The 14016-nt window shown below is 70.5% G+C and carries 9 protein-coding genes; 7 read left to right on the top strand and 2 right to left on the bottom strand.

The window, feature by feature from the left end:
• Positions 1–424: 424 nt before the first annotated feature.
• From ABD466_RS43780 to ABD466_RS43770, 3 genes are all read left to right on the top strand, one after another.
• Complete coding sequence (locus ABD466_RS43780) at positions 425–2791, top strand: alkaline phosphatase family protein (RefSeq protein ID WP_344663240.1); 2367 nt, start codon at positions 425–427, stop codon at positions 2789–2791.
• Between the two features lie 151 nt (positions 2792–2942).
• Positions 2943–4640, top strand: a complete 1698-nt coding sequence (locus ABD466_RS43775; RefSeq protein WP_344663239.1) for an NAD(P)/FAD-dependent oxidoreductase — start codon at positions 2943–2945, stop codon at positions 4638–4640.
• Positions 4637–6091, top strand: coding sequence for an ATP-binding protein (locus ABD466_RS43770; RefSeq protein ID WP_344663238.1), 1455 nt, complete (start codon positions 4637–4639; stop codon positions 6089–6091). Before ABD466_RS43775 ends, ABD466_RS43770 begins: the two co-directional genes overlap by 4 nt.
• On the opposite strand, the gene ABD466_RS43765 is transcribed toward ABD466_RS43770, so the two are convergent.
• Together ABD466_RS43765 and ABD466_RS43760 are read right to left on the bottom strand one after the other, a co-directional pair.
• Positions 6062–7051 carry a LacI family DNA-binding transcriptional regulator gene (locus ABD466_RS43765; RefSeq protein WP_344663241.1) on the bottom strand — a complete coding sequence of 330 codons (990 nt, stop codon included), beginning with the start codon at positions 7049–7051 and terminating at the stop codon, positions 6062–6064. The two genes, ABD466_RS43770 and ABD466_RS43765, sit on opposite strands and share 30 nt — an antisense overlap.
• Positions 7052–7214: 163 nt before the next feature.
• Positions 7215–10355, bottom strand: a complete 3141-nt coding sequence (locus tag ABD466_RS43760) for a GH92 family glycosyl hydrolase (protein WP_344663237.1) — start codon at positions 10353–10355, stop codon at positions 7215–7217.
• 242 nt (positions 10356–10597) lie between these two features.
• Between ABD466_RS43760 and ABD466_RS43755 the strand changes: the two genes are divergently transcribed.
• The 4 genes from ABD466_RS43755 to ABD466_RS43740 form a co-directional block, all read left to right on the top strand.
• Positions 10598–11365, top strand: a complete 768-nt coding sequence (locus ABD466_RS43755) for an ATP-binding cassette domain-containing protein (protein WP_344663236.1) — start codon at positions 10598–10600, stop codon at positions 11363–11365.
• Complete coding sequence (locus ABD466_RS43750) at positions 11362–12489, top strand: ABC transporter permease (protein WP_344663235.1); 1128 nt, start codon at positions 11362–11364, stop codon at positions 12487–12489. The genes ABD466_RS43755 and ABD466_RS43750 overlap by 4 nt, the downstream gene beginning before the upstream one ends.
• Before the next feature lie 79 nt (positions 12490–12568).
• Positions 12569–13564 (top strand): ABC transporter substrate-binding protein, encoded by a 996-nt coding sequence (locus ABD466_RS43745; RefSeq protein WP_344663234.1) that lies wholly within the window; start codon positions 12569–12571, stop codon positions 13562–13564.
• A gap of 90 nt (positions 13565–13654) precedes the next feature.
• Positions 13655–14016, top strand: a 362-nt coding sequence (locus ABD466_RS43740; RefSeq protein WP_344663233.1) for an ROK family protein, incomplete at its 3' end; no start/stop codon positions are given.

The following is a 14016-nucleotide window of genomic DNA, read 5'->3' as shown; positions in this document are numbered from 1 at the left end:
GCCGCTTACCCAACTCCTTGATCCGGAACGGATCCCCCGGCGTCGGATCATGGTCCAGGTCGAGGACGTTCCAGTCAGTAGGACGTGCCACGCCTCAGCTCCCCCCGCAGCGACGAATCAAGTGATTGAAAGACTAGCCCACCGACCGGTCGTGGCGGCGGCCAGAGGTGGTTGGGGCGTTGACGAGACGAGGGCGCGCGGTGAGCCATCGCGCTTGGCTATCGCCGTGATAGGCGACCTGTTCGGTGAACACTTCGCTCGTTGCCTTGCCGCACCCCGCAGGGGCGCCCTTTGATGTGCGTGAGCCGCTCACTCCCGGTCTACGTGGACTGATCCCCGCCCCCCGTCATCAGACAAGGACTCCGCCATGCGCAGATCCAGACCGATCTCCCACGTCCTCACCTCCTTAGTCGCCGTCACGGCAGTGGCTGCGGCCCTCACGCTGTCCGTCGGCGCGGCCCGGGCATCCGCGGTGGCCAGTGGCAATCTGTTGCTGAACGCCGGTGGCGAGACGTCGCAGTGCTCCATGGGCGGGTGGGAGGAGACGACGGTTCCGGGATGGCAGCTCACCGTCGGCGACCCGGTCATCAACTGTTACGGCGTGCCCACCGGTGCCGCGACGAGTACGCCGGGCTCACCCACCAAGGGAGGTGCCTACTTCCAGGGCGGTTCGCGGGGCAGCAGTGAGATGACGCAGGTCAGTGACGTCTCTTCGGCCGCTTCAGCGATCGACGCCGGGAGCGTGCACGCCACCTTGTCCGGGTGGCTCGGCGGCATCGGGAGCTACGACGACGCCGCCGCCGTGAAGATCACCTATCGCAACGCCTCCGGCGCCTCGCTGGGCACCTCGTCCATCGGCCCGGTGCTGGCCGCCGACCGGAGCGGCACCACCGAGTTCCTGAACCGGAGTGTGACCGCCTCGGTGCCGTCCGGGACTCGCAGCATCCTGACGACCGTCGACTTCACCATGACCGGCACGCAGAACGACGGCATGGCCGACGACCTGTCGCTGGCGCTGGACACCGCGGTGGCGGCGCCGACGCTGAGCGTTCCGGCCTCCACGGTCCCGAGCTTCGACCACGTGTTCTTCGTGATGATGGAGAACAACAACTACTCGGCCTCGTCCAACACCGTCGACGGCGGCGCCGGTGTCATCGGCAATTCGGCCGCGCCGTATATCAACAACACGCTCGTCCCGATGGGCTCGCTGTTGACGAACTACCATGCCAACACGCACAACTCGGACCCGAACTACGAGGCGATCGCGTTCGGCAACTCCTACGGCCGCAGCACACACTCCACGCCGGCGTCCAACTGCATCACCGACACCGCCTGCACCGCCACCAACAACGGGCTGTCCGACAACCTGGACGCGATCGGCAAGAGCTGGAAGCAGTACGTGCAGTCGCAGACCAGCAACTGCCAGACGACGTCCAGCGGTGAGTACGAGAACGACGACGTACCGTTCTACTACGCCGCGAAGATGAAGAACGACAACGCCTACTGCCAGGCGCACTGGCAGCCGCTGCCGCAGCTGCTGAACACCGACCTGGCCTCGGCCGCGACCACCCCGGCGTTCGTCTGGGCCGACGCGGATTCCTGCGACGACATGGAGGACTGCGGTATCGCCGCCGGCGACACCTGGCTGAGCCAGACACTGCCGACGCTGTTCGGCTCCCCGGCCTGGACCCAGCAGAAGTCCCTGCTGATCATCAGCTGGGACGAGGACGGCGCCAACTCGCCCGGGGGATTCGGACCCGGCCAGGCCAACCAGGTCGCCACGATCGCCATCGGATCGCAGGGCACGGTGAAGGCGAACTTCAAGGACGCGGCGCGCTACGACCACTACAGCACCGCCCGCGTGATCGAGGGCGCGCTCGGCCTGACCGCCACGATGACCGACAATGACAAGTGGGCCACGCCGTACAACGAGGTGTTCACCAACGGCACCGGCGGCGACACCGTGACGGTCGCCAACCCAGGTGCGCAGACCTCGACGGCCGGCGCCGCGATCAGCCCGTTGCCGATCCAGGCCTCCGACTCGGCCTCCGGCCAGACCCTGACCTACTCGGCCACCGGCCTGCCGACCGGCCTGAGCATCAACGGCTCGACCGGTGTCGTCAGCGGCACCCCGACCACAGCGGGCACCTCGACGGTCAACGTCACCGCGACCGACACCACCGGCGCGTCCGGCGGCGCCACCTTCACCTGGACGGTCAACCCCTCCGGTACCCAGTACTCGGTGCCGTTCGCGAACCCCGGCGCCGAGACCGGTCCGTGCGGTAGCAGCGGCAGCGGCCACAACGCCCAAGGCTGGACGGCGGTTTCCGGCACACCGCAGCAGATCTGCTACGGCGCGCCGTCCTACCCCACCACGGCGCAAGGCCCTCAGCCCCCGGCCTCCCCGGGTCTGGCCCTGTTCGACGGCGGCAACGGAGCAAGCTCGTCGATGAACCAGACCGTCGACGTCTCCTCGCAGGCGTCTCGGATCGCCGGCGGCACGCTGCCGTACAGCTTCTCGGCCTGGGTCGGCGGCTATTCGTCGCAGAACGACCGGGCCGGCCTGGTAGCGACCTTCCTGAACGCCTCGGGCGCCGCACTCGGCACCGCGACCCTCAATCCGGTGACCGCCGCCCAGCGCGGCAACGCGACGGAGCTGATCCTGGAGACGGCCGCTGGCACCGTCCCGGTCGGCACGGTCTCGGTGCAGGTCACGGTGAACTACACCCGCGCCGCCGGCACCGACGACGACGGGTACGTCGACGACATCGCGATGACCTTCGGCGACTGACCTCGGACGGTCGGCGTGCCGAGACAGCCCCTGACGACGTTCGCCGCCGGGGGCTGTCTCGAACGGAGGGAAGGTGTCGTGTGCGTCCGGGAGACGTCCTGCGCGGATCCGCTGCCAGGCCGAAAGCCCACCTGGCCGACATAATGGTGCGATGAGTGAGACGGCCGCTGCGCCTCGCACCGTGATTCTCACGGTGGATGATGATCCTGGTGTTTCTCGTGCTGTCGCGCGAGATCTGCGTCGGCGGTACGGAGGTGACTACCGCATCGTCCGGGCGGAGTCGGGGGAGTCCGCGCTGGAGGTGTTGCGGGAGCTCAAACTGCGCGGTGATCTGGTGGCGTTGCTGATCGCCGATCATCGGATGCCCGAGATGAACGGGGTGCAGTTCCTTGAGCGGGCGATGGAGGTCTTTCCCGGGGCGCGCAGTATTTTGCTGACCGCCTATGCCGACACCGATGCGGCCATCGACGCGATCAACATCGTCGATCTCGATCACTACCTGCTCAAGCCGTGGGATCCGCCGGAGGAGAAGTTCTATCCGGTGGTGGACAACCTGCTGGACCTGTGGCTGGCCGCGGACCATCGCGCGGTGTTGGAGACGCGGGTCGTCGGGCACCGGTGGTCGGCGCGGTCGACCGAGGTGCGGGAGTTCCTAGCACGCAACCAGGTTCCGTATCGCTGGTATGCCGTGGACGAGCCGGAGGGGCGGCGGCTGCTGGTGTCGGCGGGGCGGGACCCGGATGGGACCGGTGCGGACGTAGCGCGGCTGCCGGTGGTGATCGCGCCGGATGGGGGTGTACTGGTCGAGCCGGATGATCAGGAGCTGGCGGACCACGTCGGTCTGCGGACCACGCCTGCCGACGCCTTCTACGATCTCGTCGTGGTCGGCGGCGGGCCCGCGGGGCTGAGTGCCTCGGTCTACGGCGCGTCGGAAGGGCTGCGAACGGTCCTCGTGGAGCGGCTGGCCACCGGTGGGCAGGCCGGGCAGAGCTCGCGGATCGAGAACTACCTCGGGTTCCCCGACGGGGTCTCCGGGGCCCAGCTGACCGATCGGGCCCGGCGGCAGGCGGCGAAGTTCGGCGCTGAGACGCTGACCGCGCGCGAGGTCGCCGGACTGGAGACCTGCGGCTCGTCGCGGCTGGTGCGGTTCGCCGACGGGTCCGCGATCGGGGCGCAGAGCGTCATCCTCGCCACCGGTGTCGAGTACCGGCGGTTGCAGGCGCCCGGCATCGAGGAGCTCACCGGCAAGGGCGTGTACTACGGGTCGTCGCTGTCCGAGGCGGTGGGCTGCGACGGCCGGCACATCTTCATCGTCGGCGGGGCCAACTCGGCCGGGCAGGCCGCGGTGTACCTGTCGCGGTTCGCCAAGTCCGTCACGATCCTCGTGCGGGCCGAGTCGCTGACGGCCTCGATGTCGCACTACCTGATCCAGCAGATCGCCCGGATCCCGACGATCACCGTCCGGACCAGGACCCAGGTCGTGCAGGCGCACGGGGAGGAGCACCTGGAACGGTTGACGCTCCAGGACTCGTCGACCGGCGAGACCGAGGACGTCGACGCCCACGCGCTCTTCGTGTTCATCGGCGCCGCGCCGACGACCGACTGGCTCGCCGGCGTCGTGGCCCGGGACGCGCGCGGGTTCGTCCTCACCGGTCCGGACCTCGGCGTCGGCGCGGAACCGGTGAAGGGCTGGACGCTGGACAGGCAGCCCTACCTGTTGGAGACGAACGTGCCCGGCGTGTTCGCCATCGGCGACGTCCGCTCCGAGTCCACCAAACGCGTCGCCTCGGCGGTCGGTGAGGGCGCGATGGCCGTCATGCTCGTCCACCGCTACCTGGAGAAGCTGTGACTGCCGCGGAACCCCTCAAGGGCGAATCCCCCGCCTGCGACATCGACGAACTGCGGGGCCTGTTCCTGTTCGAGAAGCTCAGCGACGAACAACTGCGCTGGCTGTGCGAGCGGGGCGAGATCCGGTCCTACGCGCCCGGGCAGGTATATGCCGAAGGTGAAGCGGCGCAGTGGTTCTACGTCCTGCTTGAGGGAACGGTCGTGCTGTCGCGACGGGTCGGCGCAGACGACGTCGAGGTCACGCGAACCTCGCAGACCGGCGTCTACGCCGGCGCCTTCCAGGCCTACCTCGGCGACAAAGTGCAGCAGATCTACCGGAACTCGATGGCGGTCACGGTCCCGTCGCGCTTCTTCGTCCTGTCGGCCGAGACGTTCTCGACGATGGTGCACGAGTGGTTCCCGATGGCCGTGCACCTGCTGGAGGGCCTGTTCTTCGGCACCCAGATCGCCCAGCAGATCATCGGCGGACGGGAACGCCTGCTCGCGCTGGGCAAGCTGTCGGCCGGCCTGACCCACGAGTTGAACAACCCGGCCGGCGCCGCGCTGCGAGCCGCCTCCGCGTTGCGCGAAGGCGTGGCCGACGCCCGGTCGGCCCTCGGCGAGATCGCGGCGGAGCCGGAGTGGGCGCCGGGCCTGGAGACGCTGGTCGCGGTGCTGAACCGCGCGGTCGAGCAGGCCGCGCTTCGGAAGACCGGCGCACTCGGGCCGCTGGAGATCTCCGACCTCGAGGACGCGGTGACCGACTGGCTCGACGACCGGGACGTCCCGGACGGCTGGCGGCTCGCGCCGACGTTCGTCCAGGCCGGGCTGGAGGTCACCGATCTCGACGGGATCGCCGGCGCCGTGGACGGACGCGTCCTTCCGGCCGTCCTGTCCTGGCTGGGCCGCACCCTCGACACCGAGAGCCTGGCGGCCGAGATCGAGGAGGCGACGCTCCGGATCTCGACGCTGGTCGGCGCGGCGAAGCAGTACTCGCAGCTCGACCGTGCCCCGCAACAGGACAGCGACGTCCACACCCTGCTCGACAGCACGGTGACGATGCTCGCCGGGAAGATCCCGGACGGCGTCCGCATCGTGAAGGACTACGGGGCCGGCCTGCCGCCGGTGCCGGCCTACCCGGCGGAGCTCAACCAGGTGTGGACGAACCTCATCGACAACGCCGTCTCGGCGATGGACGGCGCCGGCACGCTGACCATTCGGACCACGCTGGACCGGGACCAGGTGGTCGTCGAGTTCCAGGACACCGGTCCCGGAGTGCCCGAGGAGATCAGGGGCCGCATCTTCGAGCCCTTCTTCACCACCAAGCCGGTGGGCAAGGGGACGGGCCTCGGGCTGGACATCTCCTGGCGGATCGTCGTCAGCCGGCACCACGGCGACCTCGGCGTCGAATCAGTCCCCGGCGACACCCGGTTCCGGGTGCGGCTACCGGTGAGCTGGGCCGGCCTCTCCTGAGCCCCGCGGGATCAGGCGCGTCGGCAGAACGATGCGGTGGGGCGCGGAGGCGTCGCCGGCGAGGCGGCTGAACAGGAGCTCGGCGGCGGTGTGGCCGAGCCCCGCCGGGTCCTGGGCGATGACGGTGACGCCCGGAGTGAGCAGATCCGCGAGCTCGAAGTCGTCGAAGCCCACCAGCGCGGGCCGGCCGGGGCGTCCGGTGATCCGGCGCAGGACCTCGACGGTCAGCCGGTTGTTGCCGGTGAACAGGGCGGTGGCCGGAGCCGGGCCGTCGAGCAGCCGGGCGAGCGCGAGGTCGATCCGCCCCGGCTTCAGCGCGTCCATCTCCACCAGGCGGGGATCGACGGTCAGGCCCGCGCCGGCCACGGCTTCGTGGTAGCCGCGCAGGCGTTCGGCCGCGGTGTAGAACGTCTCGCTGTCGCCGAGGAAGCCGATCCGGCGATGGCCCCCGGCCAGCAGGTGCTCGACGCCGCGCCGCGCGCCCCCGGCGTTGTCGGCCAGGACGGAGTCGGCCTCCAGGTCGACCGGCGGGCGGTCGACGAAGACCGCCGCGAGCCCGGCCGCCATCTCCGGGGCGAGGTAGCTGTGGTCGGCGGCGGCCGGGACGACGATGATGCCGTCGACCCGGCGGGCGCAGAACGCGAGTGCCAGTTCCCGCTCGCGGTGCGGGTCGTCGCGGCACGAGCCGGTCAGGAGCAGCGTGCCGTGCCGGGACGCCACCTCCTCGGCGGCGCCGGTCAGGGCCGAGGAGAAGGGGTCGGCGACCTGTTCGACCAGCAGGGCGATCGCGCCGGTGCGGCCGGTGCGCAGGGTGCGCGCCGAGTCGTTGCGGCGGAACCCGAGGTCCTGGATGGCCGTGAGGACGCGGGCCATCGTCTCGGGGGTGACTCCGGGCTCGCCGTTGACGACGCGGGAGACGGTCTTGATCCCCACACCCGCCTGCTCGGCGACATCCTTCATCGTGGCGCGGCCCGCTCGGCCTGTGCCCGCGTTCTCGATGCTCACCGGATACCCGTTTTCCCCACAAATGCTCAGGAATTGGCTGCACTGTACGAGCTCGGAGGCTATCAGGTGCGCGCCGCCCGAACCGATCCGGACGGAGTGTCGGGCGGCGCGCCCCAGGTCAGGCGTTGACCTCCAGCTCGTAGATGCGGGCGGCGGTGTCGGTGGTGTTCGTCGGCGTGATCACGTTCAGCCGCACGTACCGGCCGGAGGCGCCGGCGTTGACGGTGGTCACGTCGGCGGTGTTGCCGCGGATCTGGGCGACCGTCGTCCACGTGGAGCCGTCAGCCGAGACCTGGATGTCCGCGTCCTTGGTGTTCCAGGCCGTGTTCTCCCCGCCGGCTCCGGCGTTGCGCAGCGTGAAGGAGCTGATCGCATAAGTCTGACCCAGGTCGACCTGTAGCCACTTGCTGGCGCCCAGGGAGCACCACTTGTCGGAGTTGCCACCGGAGACGCTGCCGTTGAACGCCTTGTTCGGCGTCTCGTTGGAGTTGCAGGACGAGTCGGCGGTGGCCGGCTTGTTCAGGGCGACGTTGGTCGTGCCGCCCGCGCCGGGGCCGTACACCTCCAGTTCGTAGATCCGGGTCGCCGAGTCACCGTTGTTCGTCGGGGTGTTGACGGTGAGTCGGACGTAGCGCGCCGACACGGTGCTGATCGGACTGTAGGTTCGGCTGGACCGGGATCCCGACACACTGGCCGCCGTGGTCCAGGTGCTGCCGTCGGTGCTGGTCGCGATGGTGAAGGCGCCGGTGTTGTACCCGGTCGTCTCGCCGCCGAGGCCGGCGTGCTTGACCACGAACGAGCCGACGTTCTGCACCGATCCCAGGTCCACCTGCAAGCTCGCGCCGCTGACTCCGGAGCACCACTTGCTGTTGCCGGCCAGCGATCCGTCGACCGCGTTGGCCGCGCCCTCGGCGGCGACGCACGGCGTGGAGCCGGTGACCGTCTTGCCCTGGGCCAGGTTCGGGCCGAGGTTCGGCGCGGCCGGCGGCGGGGTGTAGCCGTCGGTGAAGCTCGGCGGCACGTCGCTGGTCCCGGTGCCCCAGGTGCTGCCCGGGGTGGCGCCCATCGTGTAGCTGAGGGTGCCGCCCGCGGCCAGGTCCGGGTAGCGGAGGTAGTCGTGCGTCGTCCCGGCGCCGTTGAGCGCCAGCGACTGGACGTAGGACCCGGAGCCGGTGGCGTTGATCGTGACGTTGCCCGCCGCGCGCTGGATCACGACGCTCGGGAAGGACGGGCCGTGCAGCGCGAGGGTGTCGGCGCCCGGCGTGGCCGGGTACATGCCCAGCGCCGCCCAGACGTACCAGGCGGAGGTGGCGCCCAGGTCGTCGTTGCCGGGCAGGCCGCCCGCGGCGGTGTTGAAGCCCTGGGACATCACCTTGTGCACGGCGTCGGCGGCGCCGGCCGGGTCGCCGGCGAAGTCGTACGCCCACGGCACGCCGTGCTCGGGCTCGTTGCCGATGTAGAAGTACGGCGTGGTCAGTCCGCCGTTGACCTGGGTGAAGTGGTGGTTCAGCCGCTGGACCGCGGTCTGCCGCCCGCCCATCAGGTCGATCAGGGCCTGGAAGCTGTAGGTGGTCATCCAGGTGTACTGCGCCGGGTTTCCCTCGGTGTAGCCGCTGTTGCTGGCGGGGTTCACCGGCCAGGCCCACGTCCCGTCGCTGTTGTGCGGGCTCACGTAGGAGGACTCGGGGTTGAAGACGTTCTCCCACCACTGGGCCCGGGTCATGTGCGTGTTGTAGTCGGTGGTGTCGCCCAGGGCCTTGGCGAACTGGGCCATGGCGAAGTCAGAGGCCGAATACTCCAGGGAGTCCGACGGGTCGCCGATGATGTAGTGCCGGGACTCGTAGCCGCTCTCGTTGCCGCGGATCGCCCGGCCCTGCGTGGTGCCGCCGGCCGAGGACTTGTCCATCAGGGTCAGCGCGGCCGCGGTGTCGAAGCCGCGCACGCCGAACGCGTAGGCGGAGGCCACGATGATCGGGCCCGGATCGCCCGTCATGATGAAGTCCTCGGAGTTCTCCTGCGACCACTTGGGAAGCAGGCCGCCCTGCTGGCCGTCGAGCACCATGGACTTGACCACGTCGGTCATCACGTCGGGGGCGACGAAGGCCATCAGCGCCGCCCAGGACCGGTAGATGTCCCAGCCGGAGTAGTTCTGGTAGACGGTCATGCCGCTCGCGGTGTGCACCGCCCGGTCGAAGCCCATGTACTGGCCGTTGACGTCGCTGGCGACGTTCGGGCTCTGGAACACGTGGTAGAGCGCCGTGTAGAACTTCTGCAGGTCGGTTGTGGCGCCGCCGGTGACCTGGATCCGGTTCAGCATGGTGTTCCAGGCGCTGTCGGCGTTGGCCTTCAGCGTGTCGAAGGCACCGGTCTCGGCGGCGAGGTTCGCCTGCGCGTTGGCCACGCTGACGTAGGACAGCGCGACCGTGGCCTGCACCGCGGCGCCCGACGTGGTGTCGAACGTCAGATAGGCCCCGGTGTTGGTGCCGCTGGTGCTGTTGGAGCCCGCGGATATGGTGCCGCCGTTCCAGGTGCCGTGCGCGATCGGCGCCTGGCTGAGCTGCATGGCGAAGTAGATCTGGTACGTTCCGCCGCCGCAGAAGCCGCCGCCGGTCAGGCTGCCGGTCACGGTCGAGCCGGAGACGGTGACCGAGCCGGAGCGGTTGCCGGTCGCCATGCGGCTGGTGTTGATGAGCAGCTGGGCGGTCGTGGTGGCCGGGTAGGTCAGCCGGGCGGCTCCGGTGCGGGTGGTCGCCGTCAGCTCCACCGTCGTGCCGTACTTGTCGAGCTTGGTCTTGTAGTAGCCGGGAGCGGCTGACTCGTTGGCCTTGGTGTAGGCGGAGGCGTAGCCGGTCCAGTTGGTGCCGGGGGAGCTCGACAGCGCACCGGTCACCGGCAGGATGTTGAGATCCTCGTTGTTCGCGCAGCCGGCGCCGTCGAAGTGGGTGAGGCTGAAGTCCTCGACGGTGCTGTCGCTGTACCGGTAGCCGGAGGGCGAGCCCGTGGGGGTGTCCGGGCTGAACTGCACCATGCCGAAGGGCACTTCGGCGCCCGGGAAGGTGCTGCCGCCGGCGCCGCCGGGGACGGGGTTCGGCGCGTTGCTGTCGTCGGTGCCGATGAACGGGTTGACGTACTGCGTGGGGTCGCTGACGGCCGCGTGGGCCGCCGTCGCGGCCGGCACGGACAGGCCGGCCACGGCCAGGGCGAGCGACGAGATCGCGATCGGCAGGCGGCCGCGCGCGCGGTGGGGACGGAAACTCATGGCCCTGTCTCTCCTCAAGACTGGTGGGTGTGAGCTCTCGCGTGACAACGATGTCATCCGCGCGTCACACAGTGGACGCGTCGGCGTCCATCGTCAAGGGCCGAAAAAGGTCGCTTTGCCGCCCCGTCGGTCACCACGCTGTTCCGAAGTCTTGACAACGGGTGCGGTCGGGGTCATCGTTACCCACCACGACGCTGACAACGATGTCAACCCGATCCACGAGCGCAGGAGTGAGCACGCTGATGCCAACACCGCTGCTGGAGGCCCAGGAGGTGGTCAAGCACTACGGGCAGGTCCACGCGCTGGACGGCGCCGCCTTCACCGCCCAGGCCGGCGAGGTCGTCGCCCTGATCGGCGACAACGGGGCCGGCAAGTCGACCCTGGTCAAGATCCTGTCGGGCGCCGTGGCGCCGGACGCGGGCCGGGTGCTGATCGACGGGGAGCCGGTGCGGCTGTCCGGGCCGCTCGACGCCCAGCGCCGCGGCCTGGAGACGGTGTACCAGGACCTGGCGCTGGCGCCGGACCTGGACGCCGCGGCCAACCTGTACCTCGGCCGCGAGCTCTACCGCAGGGGCCTGCTCGGCCGGCTCGGCTTCCTGAACCGGGCGGCGATGCGCGAGGCGGCGGTCGAGGCGTTCGCCGAACTCGGCGTGTCACTGCGGGACGTCGGGGTCAGCGTCGCGTCGCTGTCCGGCGGACAGCGCCAGTCGGTCGCCGTCGCCCGGGCCGTGGCCTTCGCCAGCCGGCTGATCTTCCTCGACGAACCGACCGCCGCGCTCGGCGTCGTCCAGCGCGGCCACGTGCTGGACACCATCCGGCGGGTCCGCGACCGCGGGATCACCGTCGTGCTGATCAGCCACAACATGCCGGAGGTGCTCGCGGTCGCCGACCGGGTGGAGGTGCTGCGGCTGGGCCGGCGGGTGGCCAGCTTCACCGCGGCCCGGACCAGCGTCGACGAGCTGGTCGGCGCGATGACCGGAGCCCTGGACACGATCGGAGAGGCGGCATGAGCCCGGCGGACCTGGAGAAGCAGAACTCGGCGACTCCCTCGGAGACTTCCTCGGCGACCCCCGCGCCGGCGCCCGCGGCGACTCCCGACGCGGCGCCCGCCGCGCCCGCGCCGCCCGTCGCGCCCACCGCCTCAGGGCCCTGGGGCATCCTGCGGCGCCTCGGTGCGGCCAACGAGGCGTGGACGTTCGGGATCCTGCTCGTCCTCGTCGCGTACTTCACGATCGCGGCGCCCGGCAAGTTCCTCACCCAGTACGACATCACGCAGATCGCCACCAACGCGGCCATCTATCTGGTCCTCGGCGTCGGCATGACCTACGTGATCATCACGGCCGGCATCGACCTGTCCGTCGGCTCGGTCCTGGTGCTCTCCGCGGTGCTGTCCGCCGAGTACACGATCCACCACGGCGGCTCCGGCTCCGGCTGGGGCGTCATCACGATCAGCATCCTGATATCGCTGGCCACCGGCCTGGCCTGGGGCGTGATGCAGGGGCTGCTCGTGGCCAAGGCCAAGGTGCCGCCGCTGATCGTCACCCTCGGCGGATTCGGCGCGGCCCTCGGCCTGGCACAGATCATCACCGGCGGACAGGACCCGGCCGGCGCCGTCTCCACCCGGCTCCAGACGTCCATCGGGTTCGGGAAGCTGTTCGGCCAGATCCCGTGGCTGGTCGTCATCGCGTTCGCCACGACCGCCGTGTTCGGCGTCATGCTGGCCTCCACGCGGTTCGGCCGCTACACGTACGCCATCGGCTCCAACGCCGACGCGGTGCGCCGCGCCGGCATCGCCGTCGACCGGCACCTGGTGAAGGTGTACGGACTGGCCGGCCTGATGGCCGGGCTCGGCTCGGTGATGTGGCTGGCCTCCTACGGCACCACCTCGATCGCCGGGCACTCCACCGACAACCTCAAGGTGATCACGGCGGTCGTGCTCGGCGGGGCGAGCCTGTTCGGCGGCCGCGGCTCGGTGCTCGGCACCGTCATCGGGGTCTTCATCCCCGCGGTGCTCACCACCGGACTGATCATCATCGGGGTGCAGCAGTACTGGCAGGACGTCGCCATCGGCGCCGTGCTGGTGCTCGCGGTCTACGTCGACCAGCTCCGCCGGCGCGGTCGCGAACGCGGCTGACCGGCCCGCCGCCACCCATCCCCTCCACGTATCGCCCCATCCCCCTCGGATCGAGAAGAAGGGCTCTGCCATGCTCCGCATGAAGACGATAGCCGTGACCGGCGCCGTGCTGGCGCTCGCCGCCGGGACGGCGGGCTGCAGCAGCAGCGCGAGCAAGTCCGGATCGAGCGGCGGCGCCGCGCCGGGCGGCGGCGGCAAGAAGACCGTCGAGCTGATCACGGGCGTGAAGAGCGACCCGTTCTACATCACCATGACCTGCGCCGCGAAGGCCGAGGCCGACAAGCTCGGGGTCGGTTTCAAGGCCGACGGGTCCGCGCAGTGGGACGTCTCGGTCCAGCGGCCGATCATCGACTCGGTCGGCGCGGCCAAGCCGGACGGCCTGCTGATCTCCCCGGTGGACACCGCGGCGCTGACTCCTTCGCTGAAGCAGATCCAGGGGGCCGGGACCAAGGTCGTCCTGGTGGACACCGCGGTCACCGACACCTCGGTCGGCGTCTCGCGCATCTCCTCCGACAACGAGGCCGGCGGCAAGGTCGCGGCCCAGGCGCTGGCCAAGCTGATGGGGGACAAGGGCTCGGCCATCGTGATCAGCGTCAAGCCCGGCATCTCCACCACCGACGCCCGCATCAAGGGTTTCACGGAGGAGATGCAGGCCAACCACCCCGGGATCACCCTGCTCCCGGTGCTCTACGACAACGACCTGCCGGCCACCGCCGCGTCGCAGATCCAGTCGACCCTGGCCGCGCACCCCGACCTGGGCGGCGTGTTCGCCGGCAACACCAACACCGGCCAGGGCATCGCCACCGGCCTGCAGGCCGCCGGGAAGCAGGGCGCCGTCAAGGTCGCGGCCTTCGACGCCGAGCCGGACGAGATCCAGGCCCTGACCAACGGCACGCTGCAGGTGCTGGTGGCGCAGGACCCGGGGGCGATCGGCGCCCAGGGCGTCGACCAGGCGGTGGCCGCCATCGACGGCAAGCCGGTGACCGCGCAGATCGGCACGAACATGGTCGCCATCACGAAGGACAACATGAACGACCCGTCCGTCAGCAAGTACTTCTACAAGGGCTCCTGCTGAGCAAGCCGTAGCTGCGATCGGCGGGAGGACGACATCACCCGGCTCGACGAGGGGCGCCCCGCGGGGCGCCCCGACCCCGCGGTGGGCGCGGTGAGGCGGCCCGTCCTCGCCGTCGACATCGGCGGCACGAAGATCGCGGCCGCGCTGGTCGACACCGAGGGCCGCGTGCGGGCCCGGAGAAGCACCCCGACCGAGCGGGCGGCCCGCACCGCCGCCGGCGGGCCGGACGACATCCTGGAAGCGATCATCGAGCTGGCGAGGGCGACGGCGGCCGGGGCTGAGGGACCCCTGGCCGGCGTCGGCCTCGCCTCGGCGGGCCCGGTCGACCTCGCGGCCGGGGCGGTCGCGCCGGTCAACATCCCGGACCTGCACGGCCGCCCGGTCCTCGCCGCGCTCGCGGGCCTCGCGCCGGGGGGCCCGGCGCGCCTGGTCGGCGACGGGCTGGCGGCCGC

This window comes from Catenulispora subtropica (assembly GCF_039531675.1).
GTDB classification, from domain to species: domain Bacteria; phylum Actinomycetota; class Actinomycetes; order Streptomycetales; family Catenulisporaceae; genus Catenulispora; species Catenulispora subtropica.
This window is presented reverse-complemented; position numbering and strand designations above follow the sequence as displayed.

What these genes read in the sequence shown, in the direction of transcription:
- ABD466_RS43760 (WP_344663237.1), bottom strand. Translation starts at nt 10,355, where the DNA reads ATGAGTTTCCGTCCCCACCGCGCGCGCGGCCGCCTGCCGATCGCGATC.
- ABD466_RS43745 (WP_344663234.1), top strand. Translation starts at nt 12,569, where the DNA reads ATGAAGACGATAGCCGTGACCGGCGCCGTGCTGGCGCTCGCCGCCGGG.
- ABD466_RS43775 (WP_344663239.1), top strand. Translation starts at nt 2,943, where the DNA reads ATGAGTGAGACGGCCGCTGCGCCTCGCACCGTGATTCTCACGGTGGAT.
- ABD466_RS43750 (WP_344663235.1), top strand. Translation starts at nt 11,362, where the DNA reads ATGAGCCCGGCGGACCTGGAGAAGCAGAACTCGGCGACTCCCTCGGAG.
- ABD466_RS43765 (WP_344663241.1), bottom strand. Translation starts at nt 7,051, where the DNA reads ATGAAGGATGTCGCCGAGCAGGCGGGTGTGGGGATCAAGACCGTCTCC.
- ABD466_RS43755 (WP_344663236.1), top strand. Translation starts at nt 10,598, where the DNA reads ATGCCAACACCGCTGCTGGAGGCCCAGGAGGTGGTCAAGCACTACGGG.